The organism is Metapseudomonas otitidis, assembly GCF_900111835.1.
In the GTDB taxonomy this organism is placed as follows: domain Bacteria; phylum Pseudomonadota; class Gammaproteobacteria; order Pseudomonadales; family Pseudomonadaceae; genus Metapseudomonas; species Metapseudomonas otitidis.
In genome coordinates, this window is record NZ_FOJP01000019.1 from 121,170 (window position 1) to 142,872 (window position 21,703).

The 21,703-nt window shown below is 70.2% G+C and carries 18 protein-coding genes; 7 read left to right on the top strand and 11 right to left on the bottom strand.

The genetic code is table 11. The annotated features are described in order from the left end of the window. Positions 1-9: 9 nt before the first annotated feature. Complete coding sequence (locus tag BM198_RS23560) at positions 10-669, bottom strand: DedA family protein (protein WP_074972881.1); 660 nt, start codon at positions 667-669, stop codon at positions 10-12. 153 nt (positions 670-822) lie between these two features. On the opposite strand from BM198_RS23560, the gene BM198_RS23565 reads away from it, so the two are divergent. After that, positions 823-2,412, top strand: a complete 1,590-nt coding sequence (locus BM198_RS23565) for a serine/threonine-protein kinase (RefSeq protein ID WP_074972883.1) — start codon at positions 823-825, stop codon at positions 2,410-2,412. Between the two features lie 9 nt (positions 2,413-2,421). Here BM198_RS23565 and BM198_RS23570 read toward each other — a convergent pair whose 3' ends face one another. Next, on the bottom strand, positions 2,422-2,874 hold the full coding sequence (locus BM198_RS23570) for a GNAT family N-acetyltransferase (protein ID WP_044402397.1): 453 nt from the start codon (positions 2,872-2,874) through the stop codon (positions 2,422-2,424). 187 nt (positions 2,875-3,061) lie between these two features. Between BM198_RS23570 and BM198_RS23575 the strand changes: the two genes are divergently transcribed. The 4 genes from BM198_RS23575 to BM198_RS23590 all read left to right on the top strand — a co-directional run bounded on the left by BM198_RS23575 (position 3,062) and on the right by BM198_RS23590 (position 8,782). Further along, positions 3,062-5,194, top strand: coding sequence for an acetyl-CoA hydrolase/transferase C-terminal domain-containing protein (locus BM198_RS23575; RefSeq protein WP_074972885.1), 2,133 nt, complete (start codon positions 3,062-3,064; stop codon positions 5,192-5,194). A gap of 92 nt (positions 5,195-5,286) precedes the next feature. Then, entirely contained in the window at positions 5,287-5,661 is a 375-nt protein-coding gene (locus tag BM198_RS23580; protein ID WP_074972887.1) for a DUF2946 family protein, read from the top strand. Between the two features lie 103 nt (positions 5,662-5,764). Next, a complete protein-coding gene (locus BM198_RS23585; RefSeq protein ID WP_074972888.1) occupies positions 5,765-7,906 on the top strand; it encodes a TonB-dependent copper receptor in 2,142 nt (713 codons plus the stop codon). A 108-nt stretch (positions 7,907-8,014) separates the two neighbouring features. After that, the gene (locus BM198_RS23590) at positions 8,015-8,782 is read left to right on the top strand and encodes an alpha/beta hydrolase (protein WP_074972890.1); all 768 of its coding nucleotides are present in this window, start codon (positions 8,015-8,017) and stop codon (positions 8,780-8,782) included. A 21-nt stretch (positions 8,783-8,803) separates the two neighbouring features. On the opposite strand, the gene BM198_RS23595 is transcribed toward BM198_RS23590, so the two are convergent. After that, the gene (locus tag BM198_RS23595; protein WP_044402383.1) at positions 8,804-9,265 is read right to left on the bottom strand and encodes a hypothetical protein; all 462 of its coding nucleotides are present in this window, start codon (positions 9,263-9,265) and stop codon (positions 8,804-8,806) included. 226 nt (positions 9,266-9,491) lie between these two features. On the opposite strand from BM198_RS23595, the gene BM198_RS23600 reads away from it, so the two are divergent. Beyond that, entirely contained in the window at positions 9,492-11,450 is a 1,959-nt protein-coding gene (locus BM198_RS23600; RefSeq protein ID WP_074972892.1) for a DEAD/DEAH box helicase, read from the top strand. A gap of 575 nt (positions 11,451-12,025) precedes the next feature. Here BM198_RS23600 and BM198_RS23605 read toward each other — a convergent pair. The 7 genes from BM198_RS23605 to eat form a co-directional block, all read right to left on the bottom strand. Next, a complete protein-coding gene (locus BM198_RS23605) occupies positions 12,026-12,493 on the bottom strand; it encodes a hypothetical protein (protein WP_074972894.1) in 468 nt (155 codons plus the stop codon). A gap of 76 nt (positions 12,494-12,569) precedes the next feature. Next, positions 12,570-12,947, bottom strand: coding sequence for a response regulator (locus BM198_RS23610; protein ID WP_044402374.1), 378 nt, complete (start codon positions 12,945-12,947; stop codon positions 12,570-12,572). A 25-nt stretch (positions 12,948-12,972) separates the two neighbouring features. Beyond that, entirely contained in the window at positions 12,973-14,406 is a 1,434-nt protein-coding gene (locus BM198_RS23615; RefSeq protein ID WP_074972895.1) for an ATPase domain-containing protein, read from the bottom strand. A gap of 82 nt (positions 14,407-14,488) precedes the next feature. Next, positions 14,489-15,697: a two-component system sensor histidine kinase NtrB gene (locus BM198_RS23620; RefSeq protein WP_074972897.1), complete on the bottom strand. Its 1,209-nt coding sequence runs from the start codon at positions 15,695-15,697 to the stop codon at positions 14,489-14,491. 81 nt (positions 15,698-15,778) lie between these two features. Further along, positions 15,779-16,597: an ethanolamine ammonia-lyase subunit EutC gene (gene eutC, locus BM198_RS23625; RefSeq protein WP_074972899.1), complete on the bottom strand. Its 819-nt coding sequence runs from the start codon at positions 16,595-16,597 to the stop codon at positions 15,779-15,781. An 11-nt stretch (positions 16,598-16,608) separates the two neighbouring features. Next, on the bottom strand, positions 16,609-18,003 hold the full coding sequence (locus tag BM198_RS23630) for an ethanolamine ammonia-lyase subunit EutB (RefSeq protein ID WP_044402363.1): 1,395 nt from the start codon (positions 18,001-18,003) through the stop codon (positions 16,609-16,611). Between the two features lie 49 nt (positions 18,004-18,052). Beyond that, on the bottom strand, positions 18,053-19,420 hold the full coding sequence (gene eat, locus BM198_RS23635; RefSeq protein WP_074972900.1) for an ethanolamine permease: 1,368 nt from the start codon (positions 19,418-19,420) through the stop codon (positions 18,053-18,055). A 354-nt stretch (positions 19,421-19,774) separates the two neighbouring features. Here eat and qhpR point away from each other — a divergent pair, with 354 nt between their 5' ends. After that, entirely contained in the window at positions 19,775-20,827 is a 1,053-nt protein-coding gene (gene qhpR, locus BM198_RS23640) for an AraC-like transcriptional regulator QhpR (protein WP_044402356.1), read from the top strand. 579 nt (positions 20,828-21,406) lie between these two features. Here qhpR and BM198_RS23645 read toward each other — a convergent pair. Beyond that, a partial coding sequence (locus BM198_RS23645) for an aldehyde dehydrogenase family protein (protein ID WP_074972902.1) occupies positions 21,407-21,703 on the bottom strand: 297 nt, incomplete at its 5' end.

The following is a 21,703-nucleotide window of genomic DNA, read 5'->3' on the forward strand; positions in this document are numbered from 1 at the left end:
GGGTGGCGGTCAGCTGTGCGGGGCGTCGCCGGCTTCGGCCGGGCGCAGGCGACGGTGCAGGAAGCCGATGATCATCGGCAGCAGCGACAGCAGGATGATGCCGATCACCAGCAGCGAGAGGTTCTGCTTGATGAAGGGCACGTTGCCGAAGAAGTAGCCCAGGGTCACCAGGCCGCCGACCCAGAGGATGCTGCCGGCGACGCTGAAGGCCACGAAGCGGCCGTAGGGCATGCGTCCGACGCCGGCGACGAAGGGGGCGAAGGTGCGCACGATGGGCAGGAAGCGCGCCAGGGTCACGGTCTTGCCGCCGTGGCGGTCGTAGAACTCGTGGGTGCGCTCCAGGTAGTCGCGGCGGAAGATCTTCGAGTTCGGCCGGCTGAACAGGCGCTCGCCCGTGGTGCGGCCGATCAGGTAGTTGGTGCTGTCGCCGAGGATGGCGGCGCTCATCAGCAGCAGCGCCAGCAGGACCGGGTCCATGGCGCCGTTGGCGCACACCGCGCCGGCGATGAACAGCAGGGAGTCGCCCGGCAGGAAGGGCGTCACCACCAGGCCCGTCTCGCAGAAGATGACCAGGAAGAGGATGGCGTAGATCCAGGGGCCGTAGTTGGTGACCAGCAGGTTCAGGTACTGGTCCAGGTGCAGGACCAGGTCGATCGGGTTGAATTCCATGGGGCGCCTTGAACGGGAAAACGGAGGCGGCCGGTGGCCGGGCGAGCGGCATTATAGGGGCAAGGGCTGGGCGAGCGGCGAGCTTCCGTCGTGGGTTTTCCGGCATGAAGGCTGCAACTGTTTCCATTGTTTTCCACCAATGGAGGCCCGCCCATGGCGCTGCAGCTGCTGGAACACCCTGCCCTGAGCCTGGCCCAGGGCCACGGGCCGGACCTGCCCCAGCAGGCCGCCCGCGCCCGGGCGGCCTGGGTGGCCGGGCATCGGGGGCGGCCGCCGTCGCTGATGCTGGTGCTGCTCTGGGCCCGCCAGTGCCCCGATGTGGTGCAGGTGCTGGACCACCACCTGGACGCCCTGTTCGCCGACTACGCCTGCACCCCGGAGGGCTGGAGCGAGGTGCAGGCCGCCCGCCAGGTGCTGGCGGCGCTCAACCTGCGGCTCTACAAGCACGGCCAGGCCAGCGCGTGCCTGCCCGAGCTGAGCGCCGGCCTGGTGCTGGCGCAGGACGGCCAGCTGCATTTCCTCCAGGCCGGTGCCGTGGGCCTGGCGCGGGTCCATCGCGGCGTGCTGGAGCAACTGCCCGGCCACGAGGGCGGCCTGGGCGCCCAGCCCGAGCTGGCGGTGGTGCAGCACAGCCTGCCGCTGCGCATGGGCGAGCCGTTGTTGCTGGCACCGCAGCCCTTGCTGCAGGTGGCTGACCTGCAACGCTTCCAGGCTGATTGCGCCGAACTCGCTCCCGGGCGCCTGGGCGAGGTGCTCGAACCGCTGCTGGCGGCCCCCGGTGCGGCGGCCGTGCTGCTGCCCGGTGCCGCCGACCAGTTGCCGGCGCCCACCCCGGGCAACAGCTGGCCGGCGGTTCCGGATGCCGCGCCCGGCCTGCAGGTGGACGGCTGGGCGCTCCAGGCCGCCTGCGCCTACGGGCCGCCCGGGCGGCTGTTCCGCGCCCGGGACGACATCGGGCGCGAGGCCCTGCTGTGGCTGGCCGAAGGCCCGGCCGACGAAGCCTTCTGGCAGCGCGAATGGGTGCTGCGGCGCAGCCCGGTGGCCAGCCTGCCCCAGGTGCTGTCGCCCCACCGGCCGCGCCGGCATGCCTTTCTCCTGTTCGAGCCGCCCCCGGCCGGCGTGCGCAGCCTGGCGGACTGGATCGGCAGCCAGGGGCCGTTGCCGCCTGCGACCCTGGTCGCCCTGCTGTGCCAGCTGATCGAAGCGGTGCGGGCCTTGCAGCGGCGCGGCATGCAGGGGCTGTGGCTGAACCCCCGGCAGATCCTGGTGGGGGACGACGGCCGGGTGCTGCTGTTGCCGGAGTTCGCCGCGATCCTCCCCGGCGTGCAGCGCCAATCGGTCCCGGCCCAGGCCGTGCCCCTGGCCCCGGAGTTGCGCCATGGACGGGCGGCGGACGGCTCGGCCGACCAGTTCGCCCTGGCCGCGCTGTGCTACTGGATGCTCAGCGGGCAATGGCCCGAAGTGGCGCGCCCCGAGGGCGGGCAGGCCAGCCGCTACGTGCCGCTGGCGAGCTTTCGCGCCGGGCTGCCGGAGGGCTGGGACGGTGTGCTGGCGCGGGCCCTGGCGCCCCAGGCGCGGGCGCGCTTCGAGGCGCTTTCCGAGTTCCAGCTGGCCCTGGAACGGGCCCTGCAGGCCGCGCGCCAGGCCCCCACGCCGCGCGACGGGCGCAAGGTGCGCCTGGCGCTGGCGGGGTTGCTGGCGGTGCCGGTGGTGATCGGGTTGTGGTGGGGGCTGGGCCTGTGAGGAGCGGGCTCAGTCACCGATGGGCAGGATGTAGTTCTTGAACTGGCTGTCCTCGCGGAAGCCGATGGACTCGTAGACCTTCTGTGCCACTTCGTTGCCGACGCTGGTGGACACCCGCAGGCGCACGGCGTTGGTTTCCTTGGCCATCTTCTTCGCGGTCTGCAGCAGGCGGTCGGCCACCAACTGGCGACGGGCGTCCTCGGCGACATAGATGTCGTTGAGGATCCACACGCGCTTGAGCGACAGCGAGGAGAAGCTCGGGTAGAGCTGGCAGAAGCCCAGCAACTTGTCCTCGTCATCGGCCAGGGCCAGGTAGATGACCGATTCCTTGCGCTTGAGGCGGGTCTCCAGGAACTTGCGCGAGGAGTCCGGGAAGGGCAGCTCGCCGTAGAACTCGCGGTACTTCACGAACATCGGGCTCAGCAGGTCCAGATGCTCCAGGGTGGCTTGGACGATGCGCATGGGAAGACCTCGGCGTCGGTAGGGATAGGGAACGGAATGCAGGTGCCATGCCAGCACCGTCCCGATGCTGCCTCAAAGTTTGTCCGCCGCGCAATCGCGGCAAAGCGGCTGGCTGCGCGACGTGGGGGGATCGAAACGCACCCGCTGCCGGTCCAACCCCGGGACGAGCCGATGCAAGGAGTTCCCCGTGGCAGAGCGATCCCTGGAACAGGTGGTGGATGAGGTGCTGGCGCGCATCGACGGGCCCATCCGCCTGGGCATTCCCCTCGGGCTGGGCAAGCCGGTGCGCTTCGTCAACGCCCTGTACCAGCGCATCAAGGCCATGCCCGAGCGTTCGCTGACGCTCTACACCGCGCTGTCCCTGGCCCGGCCCCGGCCGTCCGGGGAGCTGGAGCGGCGCTTCGCCGAGCCGTTCTTCGAGCGGGTGCTGGGGGATTGCCCCGAGCTGGACTACCTGGCCGACCTTGAACAGGGCACCTTGCCGGCGCACATCCGCATCGAGGAGTTCTACCTGCAGCCCGCCAGCCAGCTGGACAACCCCCGCGCCCAGCAGCACTACGTCAGCCTCAACTACAGCCATGTCGCCCGGGACCTGGCGCGCAAGCGGCTCAACCTGCTGGCCCAGCTGGTGGCGCGCGATCCCGCGCGGCCGGGGACGTTCAGCCTCAGCTGCAACCCGGATATCACCCTCGACCTGCTGCCCGACCTCGACGGCCGTCGCCAGCGCGGCGAGACCGTGCTCTGCGTGGCCCAGGTGCACGAGGCGCTGCCCTACATGCCGGGGGATGCCGAGGTGCCGGCGGCGACCTTCGACCTGGTGCTGGACGAGACCGAGCGCACCCCGCTGTTCTCCACCCCGAACATGCCCGTCAGTGCCCAGGACCACGCCATCGGCCTGCACGCCAGCACCCTGGTGCGTGACGGCGGCACCCTGCAGGTGGGCATCGGCGCCATGGCTGACGCCCTCACCGCCGCGCTGCTGGCCCGGCACCGGGACAACGCCGCCTACCGGGCGGTGCTCGACGCCCTGGAGGTGCCGGGGCGCTGGGACGGGCTGATCGACCGCGAGGGCGGCCTGGCGCCGTTCCGCCAGGGCCTCTATGCCAACAGTGAAATGGTCCTGCCCGGGCTGCTGGACCTGCTGGAAGCCGGCATCCTCGGACGCCGCGCCTACCCGGACCTGCGCCTGCAGCGCCTGGCGGACGCCGGCGTGCTGGACGCCGAAGGGCGCGTGGTCGACCCCGAGGCGCTGCTGGCCGCCCTGCCGCCGCGCCTGGACGCCGACACCCTGGGCTGGGCCCAGGGCCACGGCCTGCTCGACAGCCGCCTGGCCCTCGACGGCGAGCACCTGCAACTGCCCGACGGCCGCCGGTTGCCGGCGGACATCGAGGCACCGGCGACCCGCGCCGCCCTGGTGGACCACCTGGGAAGCGCCCGTGGCGGTGTGTGCATCCACGGCGGCTTCTTCCTCGGGCCCCGCGACTTCTACCGGCGCCTGGCGGCACTGGACGACGCCGGCCGGGCGCGCATCGCCATGACCGGCATCGGCTACGTCAACCGCCTGCTCGGCGACGAAGCCCTCAAGCGCCAGCAACGGCGTGATGCGCGCTTCATCAACAGCTGCTTCTGCGTGACGCTGCTGGGGGCCAGCGCCGCCGACCAACTGGAGGACGGCCGCGTGCTCAGCGGCGTCGGCGGGCAGTACGACTTCGTCGCCCAGGCCCATGAGCTGGACGGCGCCCGCTCCATCCTGATGCTGCGCAGCTGGCGCGAGGCGGGCGGCGAGGCCCATTCCAACATCCTCTGGGACTACGGCCACACCACCATCCCGCGCCACCTGCGGGACATCGTCGTCACCGAATACGGCATCGCCGACCTGCGCGGGCGCAACGATGCCGAGGTGGTGGAAGCCCTGCTGCGCATCAGCGACGCACGTTTCCAGGACGAGCTGGTGGCCCAGGCCAAGGCGGCCGGCAAGCTGCCGTCGGATTTCGTGCTCGACCCGGCCTGTCGCGGCAACACGCCCTGGCGCCTGCACAGGGTGCAGGCCGAGCACCCGCGGCTGTTCGCGGAGTACCCGCTGGGCTGCGACTTCACCCCCGTGGAGCAGGACCTGCTGCGGGCCCTGCGCTGGCTCGGCGCCCGGCTGCGCCTGGAGGACGCCCTCGATCTGGGCATGAGTGCGCTGTTCGAGGTCGCCTCGGCCGAGGCCTGCGCTGAACACCTCCGGCGCATGGGCCTGGAGAACCCCGAAGGGCTGCGCGAGCAGGCCTTCCAGCGCCTGTTGCTGGCCGGTCTGAAGGCCACTGCGCCCGGCTGAATCGGCGGGAAAGGTTCTGGCAGGGCACTGCGGCAATGCGCCACAAGGCCCGCGTTCCGTCATCCGGAACTTCGGTGCTAGAGTCGCCGCCCATGAAACCGCCCCCACCCGCCCGCTCGTTGATCGCCTGGATGCTCTACGCCTGCGTCCTGCTCAACGTGCTCGCCTGTGGCGTTCACCACGGGCAGGCGATGGGGCTGGAACTGAGCGGCCTCGGCGGCGCCTTCTGCTCCGCCGGCGGCGAATCGGGGCCGGGTTTCGGCGACCTGCCGGGCGAGCTGTCGCGGCTCGCCGGTGCCGGCTTCAACTGCCCGATGGGCTCGGCCATTACCCTTGGCGTCATCTTCTTCCTCGGCCTGTACTGGCTGCAGCGCCAGCGCGCGGTCCCGCGCCCGGTTCGCGAGCGCCGCTGTACGGCTCCGCCGCGAGAACGCTGGCCCTCGGCCAACCCCCGCGCCTCCCCCTGAGTTTCCGGCTCGTCCCCTGCGGCCCGCTTGCGCGTGGCCGTCGCGTCCTGCCGCCCGTGCATCCGTCCGGCGCGGCCTGATCCACCTGATCCGGAAAATCACGATGTCCCTTTCTGCCCGTTCCACCGATTGCCGCACCCCCTTCACCCTCGACCGCAGCCAGCTGCGCTGGCGCCAGGCCTTCGCCCTCGCAGCCGGCCTGGCCCTGTGCAGCGGCCTGCAGGCGGCCGAGCACGTCCACGCTGCGCCCGCCGCCAAGGACAGCGACACCCAGGAGCTGCAGCCCACGGTCGTCACCGCCGTGCAGCAGAGCTCGCCGCTGACCGTGGTGGCCGACCCGAAGGACGCCCGCCAGCCCATCCCCGCCAGCGACGGCGCGGACTACCTGAAGACCATTCCCGGCTTCGCCGCCGTGCGCAACGGCGGCACCAACGGCGACCCGGTGCTGCGCGGCATGTTCGGCTCGCGCCTCAACCTGCTCACCAACGGCGGCCAGATGCTCGGCGCCTGCCCGGGCCGCATGGACGCCCCCAGCTCCTACATCTCGCCGGAAACCTTCGACCGCCTCACCGTCATCAAGGGCCCGCAGACCGTGCTCTGGGGCCCCGGCGCCTCCGCCGGCACCGTGCTCTTCGACCGTGAGCCGGAGCGCTTCGGCGAGCTGGGCAGTCGCGTCCACGCCAGCGTGCTGGCCGCCTCCAACGGCCGCTTCGACAAGGTGCTGGACGGCGCCGTGGGCAGCGAACTGGGCTACCTGCGCTTCACTGGCAACCAGTCCCAGTCCGACGACTACGAGGACGGCAACGGCGACACCGTGCCCTCGCGCTGGCGCAAGTGGAACGGCGACGTGGCCCTGGGCTGGACTCCCGACGAAGACACCCTGGTGGAGCTGACCGCCGGCCGTGGCAACGGCGAGGCCCGCTACGCCGGACGCGGCATGGACGGCAGCCAGTTCCTGCGGGAAAGCCTCGGCCTGCGCTTCGAGCGCAGCAACCTGGGCGGCGTGCTCGACAAGCTGGAGGCGCAGGTCTACTACAACTACGCCGACCACGTGATGGACAACTTCCGCCTGCGCAGCCCCAACCCCTCCAGCTCCATGCCCATGCCGATGGCCTCCCAGGTGGACCGCCGCACCCTCGGCGGGCGTGTCGCCGCCACCTTCAAGTGGAGCGAGGTGGAACTGGTGGCCGGCCTCGACGCCATGCGCAGCGAGCACCGCAAGCGCGCCTCGCGCTATTCGATGATGAGCGGCCAGTTCACCGACGCCGACCAGTTCCCCCGTGTGCGTGATGCGCTGATGCACAACTACGGCGCCTTCGGCGAGCTGACCTGGTACGCCGCCGACCGCAACCGGGTGATCACCGGCGCCCGCCTGGACCACGCCCAGGCCCTCGACGACCGCGCCACCGTGGGCCGCATGAACATGGCCAACCCCACCTACGGCAAGACCCGCTCCGACACCCTGCCCAGCGGCTTCATGCGCTACGAGTACGACCTGGCGGATGCCCCGGCCACCCTCTACGCCGGCCTCGGCCACGTGCAGCGCTTCCCCGACTACTGGGAGCTGTACTCCCCCGGCAGCGGCCCGGCCGGCTCGGTCAACGCCTTCGACGGCGTGAAGCCGGAGAAGACCACCCAGCTCGACTTCGGCGTGCAGTACAACGACGGCGACCTGGAAGCCTGGGCCTCCGGCTACATCGGCCAGGTGCGCGACTACATCCTGTTCACCTACACCCCGGGGATGATGGGTGCCACCTCCCGCGCCGATAACATCGACGCGCGCATCATGGGCGGCGAGCTGGGCGCGGCCTACCGCCTGGACGACAACTGGAAGGTGGACGGCACCCTGGCCTACGCCTGGGGCAAGAACAGCTCCGACGGTCGCGCGCTGCCGCAGATGCCGCCGCTGGAAGCGCGCCTGGGGCTCACCTACGAGCAGGACGCCTGGAGTGCCGGTGCCCTGTGGCGCGTGGTGGCCGCGCAGAACCGCGTGGCGGAGAAGCAGGGCAACGTGGTCGGCCAGGACTTCGACAAGAGCGGCGGCTTCGGCGTGTTCTCCCTCAACGGCGCCTACCGCCTGACGTCCAACCTCAAGGTCAGCGCCGGGGTCGACAACCTCTTCGACAAGGCCTACTCCGAGCACCTCAACCGCGCCGGCGACGCCGGGTTCGGCTTCCCCGCCGACCCTGAGGCGATCAACGAGCCGGGTCGCACCCTGTGGACCAAGGTCGACTTCAGCTTCTGATCACCGGTCGATAGCGGGCCTGGCGGCCCTGTGGAAAGATCGGGCGGCGCCTCCAGGGCACCTCTGAATCGTTGGAGGTGCCCTCGCAGGGCGTTGCCAGGAGCTGCCATGACCCGCTTTCTGATCACCCTCGCGACCGTGCTGGTCGCCCTCTACCTGCTGCTCTGCGCCGGGCTCTACCTGTTCCAGCGCCAACTGCTCTACGTGCCCCAGCCGCGCACCCTCGACGCGCCGGGCAGCACCCTCGAACTCACCCGCCCCGAGGGGCCGCTGCAGGTCACGGTGCAGGCCCACGACGGGCCCCGGGCGCTGCTGTACTTCGGCGGCAATGCCGAGGACGTCTCCCTCAACCTGCCCGAACTGCGCCAGGCCTTCCCCGACCGCGCGCTGTACCTGATGCACTACCCGGGCTACGGCGGCAGCGCCGGCGAGCCCTCCGAAGCGCTGATCGTGCGCGACGCCCTGGCCCTGTTCGACCAGGTGCAGGCCATGCACCCGCAAGTGGATGTGGTGGGGCGCAGCCTCGGCTCCGGCGTTGCCGTGCAGGTGGCCAGCGCCCGGCCGGTGAGGCGGTTGGTGCTGGTCACGCCCTACGACAGCATCGAGGCGGTGGCGGCGGAGCGCTTCCCCTGGGTGCCGGTGGGCTGGCTGCTGAAGGATCGCTACCGCTCGGTGGAACGGGTCGGAGCCCTGCGGACGCCGAGCCTGCTGTTGGTGGCAGGGCAGGACCGGGTGATTCCCCCGGCCCACGCCGAACGCCTCGCCCGGCACTTCGCCCCCGGTGTGGCGCGGCTGGAGCCGCTGGAGGGCGTGGGGCACAACGACATCAGCCTGCACCCGCGCTACTGGGCGCTGCTGCAGGAAGCCCTGCGCTGAGAAGGGGCCGGTGGAGGCGCCTCAGGCGTAGACGCTGATGCCGCCCTTGGCCTGCAGCCAGTCGCGGTAGGTTTCCAGGGACTGGGTCTGCTGGTTGCCGTTCACCCCGACGAAGGACAGGCCGCCGCCCAGGTTCTTGTCCAGCAGCTTCTGCACCTGGGTGAGCAGCTTGGCGGCGTCGTCGCGGTCGAGGCTGGAAACGTCGGGCAACTGCAGCTTGGCGCCGCCGCTGCCGTTGAGCCCGGCCTGACTGGCCTGGGTGGCGTTGGTGATGACGTTGCCGGTGTCGCCGGCCATGGCATTCATCAGGCCGCCGCGGCCCTGGGCCACCAGGTTGGCGGCGAGCTTGCGCAGGTCGGCAATGGGGTCGGAGGGCGTCTGCGGCTTGTCGGTGGTGCCGGACGTGCCGCTGTTGCCGGCCTTGTTGCCGGCCAGCGAGGCGAGGTAGCCGGCCAGCGGCGAGTTGTTGTTGATGAGGGTCATGGGTGGATTCCCCGAATCTGCGGACACCGGCGTTCAGCATAAAGCGGGCCAGGTGGCTGCAAGCCAGGCGTGGCAAGGGGTGGCGCGTATCCCGTACCGGTCGAAGCGGCGTGGGCTTGCCGGCTCCGGGCAAGGCCTTGCCGGGTTGGCCAGGGGCCAGCAACTGACGCCGGCCCCGGGAGCCCGTATCATCGCCGCCCTGTTTCACTGCCGATGGACCTGCTGGATGCTGTCTGCCGTCAAGCGCTACACCGCGTTGATCTCCGGAACCCTGGTGCGCTGCTTCCCGCGCACCACCGCCTACCTGCGTGCCGAACGCGAGGCCGCCGAAGCCGCCCAGGCCCTGGCCCGTGCCCAGGCGCAGCAGAAGAAGGCGCGCCCGCGCGGGCGCAACAAGAAGGCCAGCGAAGGCAAGGGCCGCACCACCGCCCGCAAGTCCGCCCCCAAGGAACCTGGCGGGGCCCGCACGGCCGTCGAGGGCCCGAGCGTCTACCGCGCCGCCGCGTTGCCCCGGCGCAAGGGGGCCGAAGAGGCGATGCGCGCGCGGGTGGCCGAAGCCGTCGCGGCGGGTGTGGTGGCGGCGCCGTCCGACGAGCAGTGGGCGATGATCCTTGCCCGCGGACCGCTGACGCGCATCTTCGCCGGCGCCGGCTCGGGCAAGTCCACCACCCTGTTGCTGCGGGTGGTCTACCTGCTGGCCCACCTGGGCGTCGACCCGGCCAAGCTCACCGTCATCTCCTTCACCAACGCCTCCTGCGCCCAGCTGCGCGAGCAGTTGATGCGGGTACTGGCGTTCTGGCAGGTGCCCTTCGACGCGGCCCAGGCGCGCCAGTGCGTGCGCACCTTCCACTCGGCCATGGGCGTGCTGGCCAAGAGCGAAATGGGCGTGAGCGCCTGGTTCGAGCAACTGGACAGCCGCGATGCCGGCGACGAGCCGGACAACCCCCTGGCCGCCGGCCGCCTGAAGCCGGCCCAGCAGCGCCTGCTGCAGGAGGCCTACCACGCCTGCTACGCCGAGGACGTCGGCTTCCGCACGGCGGTCCACGCCCTGCTGGGCCTGGAGCCCGATGCGGTGCTGTCGAAGACCCCGGAAGGCCCCCTGCGCCTGGCCGGCGAGCTGGGGCCGATGGCCCTGCCGGAGGCGTTCCACGTGCAGGCCGGGTTCATCGAGAGCCTGGGGCTGCGGGTGGATGCATTGCAGCCGGACGCCCTGGCCTGCCCCCAGCGGGACCAGCAGTTCATCCGCGCGCTGCAACCCTTCTGGGCGCGTTTCCAGGCGCTGTTGCGCCAGCGCGGGCTGGCCACCTTCAACATGGCGTTCTGCGAACTCACCGAGCGGCTGGAAAAGGGCGGGCTGAAGCTGCCCGCGCTGGTACCGCTGACCCACCTGCTGATCGACGAGTTCCAGGACATCTCCCCGCAGATCGTCCGCTGGCTGCGGGCCGCCCACGAGCGCCTGGCGCAGGCCGGGGAAACCCCGAGCCTGATGGCCATCGGTGACGACTGGCAGTCCATCTACGGCTGGCGCGGCAGCTCGCCGGAGCTGTTCATGGATTTCGACCGCCACTTCGCCAAGGGCCGCGGCAAGAAGAGCGCGGTGCTGCGCCTGGAGACCAACTACCGCTCCATTGACGCCGTGGTGCGCGACGGCGAGGCGGTGCTGGGTGGCGTGGCCTTCAAGCAGGACAAGACCTGCCGCGCCGTGCGCGAGGCCCGGCCGGGCGACCATGGCGTGCGGCTGGTGCAGGGCTTCGAACTACCCGGCGGCCTGTCGGCGCTGGTGGCCGAGCTGCAGGCCCAGTGCGCCCATGTGGCCGGCCTGGAGCGCGCCGAGCGCACGCCGGTGTTACTGCTCGGCCGGCGCAACGACACCCTGCGCACGGTGCAGACGGCGCTGGAACCGGGGTTGCCAGTGAAGGCCCTGACCATCCACCGGGCCAAGGGCTTGCAGGCGGAGGTGGCGGTGATCGTCGACGACTGCCAGCCGCCGGAATCCTACCCCCTGCGCAATGCGCTGTACGCCCACAGCGGCTACTTCCGCAACAGCTACGACCAGGCCATGCGCGACGAGAACCTGCGCCTGGCCTACGTCGCCATCACCCGGGGCGTGAGCCGGGTGATCTGGTACTGCCGCCGCCCCCAGGGCGCCACCGCCGTACTGGCCGCCCGCGCGCCGGATCTCTGAGCGCGTGAGCCTGATGGTGGGCTGGGATAACCCCGAAGCCGTGCCGAACGGTGGATCGATGAAGCGCGATCCACCCTACAACGCGTCTATGACGGGGCTCGCGTAGGGTGGATGGCGCTCTTTCCATCCACCAAGTGGTTGCCGGCGGCTCTGCTGGTGGGCTGAAGCTTTCCCTACGGTTCAGGCCGTAGCCTGGGCTTCATCCCCGCCGTGAATCGATGCGGTTCGCACAGCTCACCGCATCCTACGAGCCAGCTCCGTCCGTAGGATGGGCTGAGCTGTGCGAAGCCCATCGTTGGACCAGGGATGCGCCGTGGTCCCGGGCTGAAGCCCGGGCTACCTTCAGGTGCGGGCACGGGGGATGGGCGCTGCGTGGGGTGGTGTTGGCAGTTTCGATGGTGGGCTGAAGCCCACCCTGCGGTTCAGGCCGTAGTTTGGGTTTCAGCTCCGTCTTGGATCGATGCGGTTCGCCGAGCTCACCGCATCCACGGGCCCGCCGTCCGTAGGATGGGCTGAGCTGTGCGAAGCCCATCGCTGGCCCAGGGATACGCCGGGCGTTCCCGGAGGCAGCGGGGTCAGAACAGCGTGTCTTCGTCGCGGATCAGTACGCAGTGGTGGCCGTGGTCGTCTTCGAAGGCTTCGTAGAGGAAGTACATCTCCACCAGGCCGTCCGGGCGGGTGAGGGCGACCTGGTCGCCGGGTTCGGGGGTGAAGTGCTGGCGGCTGGAAGCGGGGGCCAGGCATTCGATGCGGGCCTGGACGAACAGGGCCGGGTCGCTGCCGTCGAAGTAGGCCTCGCGGTCGGCTTCGCTCCAGTCGGCGGGGATGACGAAGGGGCCTTCGATCAGCACGCGGGCGTCGCCCAGGTCTTCTTCCTCGGCGTCTTCGTCCTCCTCGTCGGCACGGTAGAGGGTGGCGTCCAGCGCGGCGGCATCGTCGAGCACGGCCTGGCGGGCGGCGAAGCGGGCCTGCGGGTCGAGGGCGGCGGCCTGGCAGCGGGCGAGCCAGGACGGGTCGCTGGCGAGTTCGGGGGATGTGGACACGGCGGGTCTCCGCTGGAAGCTGGGAAAGCGCGCAGTTTCCGGGAGGCGGGCGATGCTGGCAATCGTGGCGTGGCGGTCAGCCGTGGCTGGGCTCGCCCGGGCCGATCAGCTCGGCCACCTTGGCCAGCACGGCGTGGATGTCGAAGGGCTTGTCGAACACGGCGGCGAACAGGTCGCCATGCTGGCGGCCGATGTTGCCCTGGGCGCCGCTCATGAGGATGACCGGCAGCTCGGCGTACTGGGGGCGCTCGCGGATGGCGCGGGCGAATTCCAGGCCGTCCATCACCGGCATCATGAAGTCGGTGATCACCAGGGACGGGCGCTCGCGGTCGAGCACGTCCAGGCCTTTGCGACCGTTGCCGGCCTTGACCACCATGTAGCCCTCGTCCTCCAGTGCGTAGGCGAGGATGTCGGCAATCAGATACTCGTCGTCGACTACCAGGATCGTTGTCATCAGCGGTTGGCCGGTTGTGCGCCCATCAGACGCGTGTCGCGTTGCCGGAGAGTACGGAGGTCACCTGGCGGAAGTTCTTGTCCAGACGCAGTCCGCTCGAGGTGAATTGCAGCTCCAGCAGGGCGGGGTCATACCCGCTGTCCCTCATCTTCAGAATGGCCAGTGAGCGCTTGAGTTCAGCATTCACTTCCACGAACCGCATCAGCAGCAGGTTGTCCACGATGCTCGACAGCTCGGGCGCCGGGGCGTTGATGTCGGCGCTGTAGAGATCGCGCATCTCCCAGGTGGCGACGATGGTCACGCCCATCGCCCGCAGCTGGCCCAGCAGGGCGCCGAAGAACTCCACCAGTCGCGCCTGGCTGCTGGCCACCCGGGCCATGCCGCCGAAGCTGTCGATGAACAGGCGCTTGATACCCAGGCGCTGCACCTCGGCGATCAGGTGGCCGCCCAGGGCGTCGAGCAGGCCTTCGGTGGGCGGTTGCCAGGCCAGGTGCAGGACGCCGGCCTTCTCCAGCGCCTCCAGGTCGAAGCCCAGGGCGCGGGCCTTGAGGCGCAGGCGCGCGGGGGATTCGTAGAAGCCGAAGTGCAGGGCCGGCTCGTCGACACTGGCCTGGCCGAGGAAGCCCAGGCCGAGGCAGGTCTTGCCGACGCCGGCGGGGCCCATGGCGAGGGTCACCGAGCCGACGGGCAGGCCGCCTTCGATCAACGCGTCCAGGTCCGGCGTGCCGCTGGCGATGCGCCGGGGCGTGGCGTCCTCGGGCAGGGTCGGGCGGCTGTAGAGGGATTCCAGCCGCGGATAGACCACCAGGCCGTTCTCGGTGATCTCGCACTCGTGCAGGCCGGACAGGGAACCGCTGCCGCGGGTCTTGCGCAGGTGGATGCGGCGCACCGAGCGGTTGCCCACCAGTTCCTCGCCCAGTTCGATGACGCCGTCGACCATGGTGTGCTCGGGGCTGCCGTCGTCGAGGCGGGCGCTGGTGAGGAAGAGCACGGTGCAGCCGGCGAAGGCGGCGTGGCCCTGCAGCTCGGAGATGAATTTCTTCGTGTCCATCGGCGTGTCCGCCTTGGAGCGGGCATTGAGCACGCCGTCGACGATCATCACCGTGGCTTTCTGCCGGCTGATCTCGCGGCGCAGCAGGCGCACCACTTCGTCGAGGCCTTCGTTCTCCAGGGTGTCGAAGGCGCTGACGAACTGGATCTCGTCACCGACCTTGGAGGCGTCGAAGAAGCTCAGGGTGGAGAGGAACTGGAACAGGCGCTCGTGGGTTTCCGCCAGGAGGGTGGCCACCAGCACACGGCCGCCGTTGCGCACGTGGTTGAAGCCGATCTGGTTGGCGAGGATGGTCTTGCCCGAGCCGGGACGGCCCTGGACGATGTAGGACGCGCCGGCCACCAGGCCTCCCTTCAACAGGGCGTCCAGTCCCTCGATCCCACTGTGGAGGCGTTCTAGCTGTTCCAAGTTCTGGCCTGCTTCTGTGCTGTTTTTCGCTCGATGGGGAGCCGCTTCGGCTCGCATGCCCCGCGTCCGGGGCGGTGGGATTCTACGCGCCGGGGCGCCTGCCAGCGATAGAGTCGTCCGCCTCGGGCAAGTTCCGCCCATTTGCAGCGGCGCCGGGCTGCCAGGCCGGCAGGTAGAGGGCGAGGGTGGCGCCCTGGCCCGGCAGGCTCTCCACGCGCAGGCCGCCGCCTTGCTGGCGGGCGAAGCCCCAGGCCTGGCTGAGGCCCAGGCCGGTGCCTTCGCCGAGGGGCTTGGTGGTGAAGAAGGGCTCGAAGATGCGCGGCAGGAGGGCCTCGGGAATGCCGCTGCCCTCGTCGCTGACACTGATGCGCACGAAGCTGCCGACGAGGTCGTCCCAGCTGCCGTCCAGGTAGCGGTTCTCGGCCCGCAGGACGATGGTGCCCTCGCCCGGGGGCATGGCGTCGCGGGCGTTGAACACCAGGTTGAGCAGGCTCATTTCCAGTTGGCCGAAATCCACCTCTACCGGGTGCAGGGGCGGGCGCACCTGCAGTTCCAGGGTCAGGTGGCGGGGCAGGGCCTGGATGAAGAACATCTGCGCGGTGTGCAGCAGCCCTTCGAGCTGCAGCACCTGCACCTGCTGTTCGCGGCGCCCGGCGAAGGCCTGCAGGTGCTGGGTCAGGTGGCGGCCGCGCAGGCCGGCCTCGTGGATGTGGCCGAGCAGTTCCTTGCGGCGGGTCTCGTCGGTGCTTCGCCCGGCCAGGGCGGAGGCGCTGAGGATGATGGTGAGCAGTTCGTTGAAGTCCTGCGCCAGGCCGCCGCTGAGCTGGCCGAGGGCTTCCAGCTTCTGGGCGTGGAACAGCTGCATGCGCTGTTCGTCCTGCAGCAGGTCGCGGGCATGGCGCTCGCTGAGGTCGCGGACCTGCAGCGCCAGGCCGAGGGGGGCGCCGTGCGCGGTGGGGATGAGGTCGAGCACCCGCTCGGCCCAGATCGGCGAGCCGTCGTGGCGGCGCATCCAGCCTTCCTCGCGGGCGTGGCCGTCGACCCGGGCGGCCTCGAGCCAGCGCGCCGGCACGCCGGCCTCGCGGTCCTCGTCGGTGAACAGGTCCGCCAGGGGGCGGCCCAGTGCGTCGCCGGGGGTGTGGCCGAGCACCTGCTGGGCGCCACGGTTCCAGCTGCGCAGCACGCCGTCGGGGGTCAGCAGGCAGAGGGCGCAGTCGGTGACGGCGTCCACCAGGCGCGCGTAGTCGGGGTCAGCGGGATCGCCGGCGTTGGGCGATGGGGAAGGCTCCATGGGCACCAGGCTCGTGTAAGGGCGGTGCAGTGTCAGACCGCCGCCACGGGCCGGTGTTCCGGCCCGGGCGCCGGGGCGGTGTCAGTCGCCGCCCAGCAGGAAGTTGCCGCGCGGGCCGCCTTCGGGGCCGTCCAGCACTGGCACGTCGGAGTCGTCCTTGAGGTTCACCCCGGAGAGCTGGCGGCGGCAGGCCTCGCGCATCAGGTGCAGCAGGCGGTGGGCGGCCAGCCCGTAGGAGAGGCCTTCCAGGCGCACGTTGGAGATGCAGTTGCGGCTGGCGTCGGTGAGGCCGATACGCGGTTCCCAGGTGAAGTACAGGCCGAGGCTGTCCGGCGAGCTGAGGCCGGGCCGCTCGCCGATGAGGATCACCACCATGCGCGCCTTGAGCAGCTCGCCCACTTCGTCGGCCACGGCGACGCGGCCCTGTTCCACCAGGGTGATGGGGGCGAGGTGCCAGTTCTCGCTGGCGGCCTGGTCGAGGAAGCGCCGCAGGAAGGGCAGGGTGTGGCGCTGCACGGCGAGGGCGGACAGGCCGTCGGCCACCACCACGGCCAGGTCGTAGCCCTCGGGATGATTCGCGGCGTGTTCGCGCAGGCGCTCGGCGGAGGCGGCGTCCAGGCGCCGGCCGAGGTCGGGGCGTTGCAGGTAGGTGTGGCGGTCGGCGGCGGCGCTGTGCAGGCGCAGGCTGGCGTGGCCGAGGCCTTCCAGCTCGGCGGCCAGGGCCGGGGTGTCCAGCGGCAGGTGCACGGCGTCGCGGGCCTGCGCGTGGGCGAACTGGAAGTCCAGCTGGGCCTGGGTGGGCAGGCTGGTGCCGGCGCGCCCGAGGGCAATGCGCGCCGGGGTGAGGGCGCGCAGGGCCTGCCAGGGGTTGGCGGTGGCGGGGCGTTTCGGGTCGGTCATCGGGCCTCTCCTCAGGCGATTTTCCCCAGGGCGTGGCGGAAGGCCGGCGGCAGCTGCTCGCCGAGGCGCACGCGGCCGTCCTGCTGGCTGGCGATGCCCATGCGTTCCAGCCAGGCCTCGAACTCGGGCGCGGGCTTGAGGCCCAGGCTCTGGCGGGCGTAGAGGGCGTCGTGGAAGGAGGTGGTCTGGTAGTTGAGCATCACGTCGTCGGAGCCGGGGATGCCCATGATGAAGTTGATGCCGGCGACCCCGAGCAGGGTCAGCAGCATGTCCATGTCGTCCTGGTCGGCTTCGGCGTGGTTGGTGTAGCAGATGTCGCAGCCCATGGGCACGCCGAGCAGCTTGCCGCAGAAGTGGTCTTCCAGGCCGGCGCGGATGATCTGCTTGCCGTTGTAGAGGTATTCCGGGCCGATGAAGCCGACCACGGTGTTGACCAGGAACGGGTCGAAGTGGCGGGCCACGGCGTAGGCGCGGGTCTCGCAGGTCTGCTGGTCGACGCCGTGGTGGGCGTTGGCCGAGAGGGCGCTGCCCTGGCCGGTCTCGAAGTACATGAGGTTGTTGCCGAGGGTGCCGCGCTTCTGCGACAGCCCGGCTTCGTAGCCCTCGCGGAGGATCTCCAGGCTGATGCCGAAGCTGCTGTTGGCCGCTTCGGTGCCGGCGATGGACTGGAACACCAGGTCCAGCGGCACGCCCTTCTCGATGGCCTGGATGGAGGTGGTGACGTGGGTCAGCACGCAGGCCTGGGTGGGGATCTCGTAGCGCTGGATGATGGCGTCGAGCATCTCCAGCAGGGCGCTGATGGAGGCGATGCTGTCGGTGGCCGGGTTGATGCCGATCATGGCGTCGCCGTTGCCGTAGAGCAGGCCGTCGAGGATGCTCGCGGCGATGCCGGCGGGGTCGTCGGTGGGGTGGTTCGGTTGCAGGCGGGTGGAGAGTCGGCCGCGCAGGCCCATGGTGTTGCGGAAGCGGGTGACCACACGGATCTTCTGCGCCACCAGCACCAGGTCCTGCACGCGCATGATCTTCGACACGGCGGCGGCCATCTCCGGGGTCAGCCCCCGCGCCAGGTTGCGCAGGGCCGCCTCGTCGGCGGACTCGCCCAGCAGCCAGTCGCGGAAGTCGCCCACGGTGAGGTGGCTCACCGGGGCGAAGGCGGCCCGGTCGTGGGTGTCGAGGATCAGCCGGGTGACCTCGTCCTGCTCGTAGGGGATCAGCGCTTCGTCGAGGAAGCGCTTGAGCGGCACCTCGGCCAGGGTCATCTGCGCCGCCACGCGCTCGGCGTCGCTGCTGGCGGCGACGCCCGCCAGGCAGTCGCCGGAGCGGGCCGGGCTGGCCTTGGCCATCACCTCGCGAAGGCTGTCGAAGCGCCAGGTCTGGCCGCCGACACTGTGGGAGTAGCTTGCCATCTCGATCTCCATCCGGGCCCCGCCCGGTTGGCTGGGCGGGGCATTGTCGTCACACGCGGCTGAGCAGGGCGTCTTCCGGTGCACTGGCGCGGTGGTGCGCGGTGAACTGGAACCAGACGAAGCCTGCGGCCATGAACCCCAGGAAGATTAGCCCGATGGTGGTGTTGAACCAGGCCATGGCGACCAGGCAGACCACGGCCAGCACCAGGGCGATGGCGGGGACGACCGGGTAGCCGGGGGCGCGGAAGGTGCGTTCCAGGTTCGGTTCGCTGCGGCGCAGCTTGAACAGGCTGAGCATGCTGATGATGTACATGACGATGGCGCCGAACACGCTCATGGTGATCATCGCGGCGGTCAGGGTCATGCCCTGCAGGTTCACCAGGCCGTCGCTGTAGATCGCGGCGATGCCCACCACACCGCCGGCGATGATGGCGCGGTGCGGGGTCTGGAAGCGCGACAGCTTGGCCAGGCCACGGGGCAGGTAGCCGGCGCGGGCCAGGGCGAAGAACTGGCGGGAGTAGCCGAGGATGATGCCGTGGAAGCTGGCCACCAGGCCGAACAGGCCGATCCACACCAGCATGTGCATCCAGGTGGAGTCGTTGCCGACCACGGCCTTCATGGCCTGGGGCAGCGGGTCGTTGATGTTGGACAGCTCGCGCCAGTCACCCACGCCGCCGGCCATGATCATCACGCCGATGGCGAGGAACACCAGGGTCAGGATGCCGGCGATGTAGGCGCGCGGGATGGTGCGTTTCGGGTCCTTGGCTTCCTCGGCGGCCATGGCGGCGCCCTCGATGGCGAGGAAGAACCAGATGGCGAAGGGGATGGCGGCGAAGATGCCGGAGAAGGCACCGAGGCTGAACTCATTGCTCCCGGCCCAGCCGTTGAGCACGAAGTTGGAGAAGCTGAAGCCCGGCGCGACCACGCCCATGAACACCAGCAGCTCGGCCACGGCCAGCACGGTGACCACCAGCTCGAAGGTGGCGGCGATGCTGACGCCGAGGATGTTCAGGGTCATGAACACGAAGTAGGCCCCCACGGCGGCGTGCTTCGGGTCCAGGTCGGGGAACTGCACGTTGAGGTAGGCGCCGATGGCCATGGCGATGGCCGGCGGGGCGAAGACGAATTCGATGAGTGTGGCGATGCCGGCGATCAGCCCGCCTTTCTCGCCGAAGGCCCGGCGGCTGTAGGCGAAGGGGCCGCCCGCGTGGGGGATGGCGGTGGTCAGTTCGGTGAAGCTGAAGATGAAGCAGGTGTACATGGTGGCGACCATCAGTGCCGTCACCAGGAAGCCCAGGGTACCGGCGGTGCCCCAGCCATAGCTCCAGCCGAAGTACTCGCCGGAAATCACCAGGCCCACGGCGATACCCCAGAGGTGCAGGGTGCCGAGCGTGGGTTTGAGTTGTGTCGTGCTCATCGGGACTCCTCAGCCCTCGCGGGCTTTGTTGTTGTTGGAAACCGCCTGTCCTCGGCGACGCTCGGCGCGCAAACACCCGCACAGTCCATTGGGGGATGGGTCGATGGTAGCCACCGACCGGCCCCAGGACTTGACCGTGGGAAGCGCGGTGGCGCCTCTGCGGTCAAGTCGCTGGGGTGTTACCCATCGCCCCATGAAAAGCGTGCTCCGGCCCGGTGCGCGCGGCCTCCAGCCTGCACAGGGAGGGTGCGAAGCCCTGGCCACGGTGCCTCCGGCACGCCCCCTTCGGCGGCCGTGGACGAGGCATGGCTTTTGCTTGAACGGGTGATCAATTTAAGAACCCGGTACCCCGTGATGAGCCAGCCCCTGCTTTCATCCGCCAGCCTGCAGATGCCCCCCGCGAGCAACGTCGGCGTGCTGTCGGCGGCGGCCAGTGGCCTCGACCAGTTCATCACCCGCCAGGGCGGCGACCTGGACCTGGTGTTCGGCCGGGCCGGGATCGACCCCGAGCAACTGCGCCACCCGACCCTGAGCCTGGCGCTGCCCAACTACTGCGACGTGCTGGAGGAGGCTGCCCGGCAATCGGGCTGCGACAACTTCGGGCTGCGCTACGGGCAGCAGTTCCAGCCCCGGGACCTGGGGTTGCTGGGGTATGTCGGGCTGTTCTCGGACACCCTGGAGGAGGCGCTGAAGAACTTCGCCGGGGCCTTCCCCTATCACCAGCACAGCACGCTGATCCGTCTGGTGGACTGCGGTGAGTGCTACCGCTTCGACTACCAGGTGCGCCATGGCGCCATCCTCGACCGCCGGCAGGATGCCGAGCTGACGCTGGGCATGGCGCTGAACCTGCTGCGTCACGTGCTGGGCCCGCAGTGGGCGCCGCGTGCGGTGGCCTTCGAGCATGAGCGGCCGGAGGAGTGGCACGAGCATGGCGACGCCTTCGGCGCGCCGGTGCAGTTCGGCCGGCCGTGCAACTTCATGCTGGTGCCCAAGGGGGACGTGCAGGGCAAGCCGATGCCGGAGCGCGACCCGAACCTGCTGTTCCTCTTCCAGGACGTGATCCACCGCCTGGGCGCCGGCGCCAATGCCCCCAGCCTGCTGGAGGAACTGGGCACCCAGGTGCGCTTGGCCCTGTCCGAAGGCGAACCCTGCCTCGAACGCATCGCCGAACGCCTGGAAATGACCCCCGCCGGCCTGCAGCGCCGCCTGCGGGAGCAGGGGCTGTGCTTCAGCCAGGTGGTGGAGCGCACCCGCCGCGAACTGGCGCTGCACTACCTGCGCCGCCGCCAACGCCCCATCTCCGAACTCGCCCCGCTGCTGGGCTACTCCGAGACCAGCGCCTTCTCCCGCGCCTTCCGCCGCTGGTTCGGCGTCAGCCCCCGGCAATGGCGGGGGGAAGAGCGCTAGATCCTCGCGTACCACGCCGCTCTGTAGGTGGGCCGGGCGGCGTTCCGCTTAAGCCCACCAGCGGTAGTCAGCGTGGGCTGAAGCCCACCCTACGAGGAGCGCGCCAACCCACGGGCAGCCCCCGTGGGAGCGAGTTCATTCGCGAGGCTCTTCGCGGTTGAAACCGCTCCCACACCTTCCCCGTACCTCGGCGCGTGTGGCGTTCGGCAATGGCTCCGGCGGTGGAACGATGAAACGCGATCCACGCACGGTCGCATCCGTAGGATGCGGTGAGCTCGGCGAACCGCATCGATGCCCATTACGTGACGGCCATGTAGGGTGGGCTTCAGCCCACCGGGCAACACCCCGTGGGAGCGAAATGGCTCCGGCGGTGGATCGATGAAACGCGATCCACGCACGGTCGTGTCCGTAGGATGCGGTGAGCTCGGCGAACCGCATCGCTCCGTGCCCTGGCCCCGCAATGATGGGCTTCGCACAGCTCTGCCCATCCTACGTTTGTCGCCGCGACCCGGTGCGTGTGGGGGCTGGCTGAAACGAAAAAACGCGGCCGAGGCCGCGTTTTTCGTGGGGCGTGTGGGGTCAGAAGAAGCCCAGGGGGTTGATGTCGTAGCTGACCAGGAGGTTCTTGGTCTGCTGGTAGTGGTCGAGCATCATCTTGTGGGTTTCGCGGCCGACGCCGGATTTCTTGTAGCCACCGAAGGCGGCGTGGGCCGGGTACAGGTGGTAGCAGTTGGTCCAGACGCGGCCGGCCTTGATGCCACGGCCCATGCGCCAGGCGCGGTTGATGTCGCGGGTCCAGAGGCCGGCGCCGAGGCCGAACTCGGTGTCGTTGGCGATGGCGAGGGCTTCGGCTTCGTCCTTGAAGGTGGTGACGCC

Excerpts from the sequence above, each read along its gene's own strand:
- eat (WP_074972900.1), bottom strand. The coding sequence starts at position 19,420 with ATGAGCACGACACAACTCAAACCCACGCTCGGCACCCTGCACCTCTGG.
- BM198_RS23590 (WP_074972890.1), top strand. The coding sequence starts at position 8,015 with ATGACCCGCTTTCTGATCACCCTCGCGACCGTGCTGGTCGCCCTCTAC.
- BM198_RS23580 (WP_074972887.1), top strand. The coding sequence starts at position 5,287 with ATGAAACCGCCCCCACCCGCCCGCTCGTTGATCGCCTGGATGCTCTAC.
- BM198_RS23620 (WP_074972897.1), bottom strand. The coding sequence starts at position 15,697 with ATGGAGCCTTCCCCATCGCCCAACGCCGGCGATCCCGCTGACCCCGAC.
- qhpR (WP_044402356.1), top strand. The coding sequence starts at position 19,775 with ATGAGCCAGCCCCTGCTTTCATCCGCCAGCCTGCAGATGCCCCCCGCG.
- BM198_RS23560 (WP_074972881.1), bottom strand. The coding sequence starts at position 669 with ATGGAATTCAACCCGATCGACCTGGTCCTGCACCTGGACCAGTACCTG.
- BM198_RS23630 (WP_044402363.1), bottom strand. The coding sequence starts at position 18,003 with ATGGCAAGCTACTCCCACAGTGTCGGCGGCCAGACCTGGCGCTTCGAC.
- BM198_RS23585 (WP_074972888.1), top strand. The coding sequence starts at position 5,765 with ATGTCCCTTTCTGCCCGTTCCACCGATTGCCGCACCCCCTTCACCCTC.
- BM198_RS23610 (WP_044402374.1), bottom strand. The coding sequence starts at position 12,947 with ATGACAACGATCCTGGTAGTCGACGACGAGTATCTGATTGCCGACATC.
- BM198_RS23595 (WP_044402383.1), bottom strand. The coding sequence starts at position 9,265 with ATGACCCTCATCAACAACAACTCGCCGCTGGCCGGCTACCTCGCCTCG.
- eutC (WP_074972899.1), bottom strand. The coding sequence starts at position 16,597 with ATGACCGACCCGAAACGCCCCGCCACCGCCAACCCCTGGCAGGCCCTG.
- BM198_RS23600 (WP_074972892.1), top strand. The coding sequence starts at position 9,492 with ATGCTGTCTGCCGTCAAGCGCTACACCGCGTTGATCTCCGGAACCCTG.
- BM198_RS23570 (WP_044402397.1), bottom strand. The coding sequence starts at position 2,874 with ATGCGCATCGTCCAAGCCACCCTGGAGCATCTGGACCTGCTGAGCCCG.
- BM198_RS23565 (WP_074972883.1), top strand. The coding sequence starts at position 823 with ATGGCGCTGCAGCTGCTGGAACACCCTGCCCTGAGCCTGGCCCAGGGC.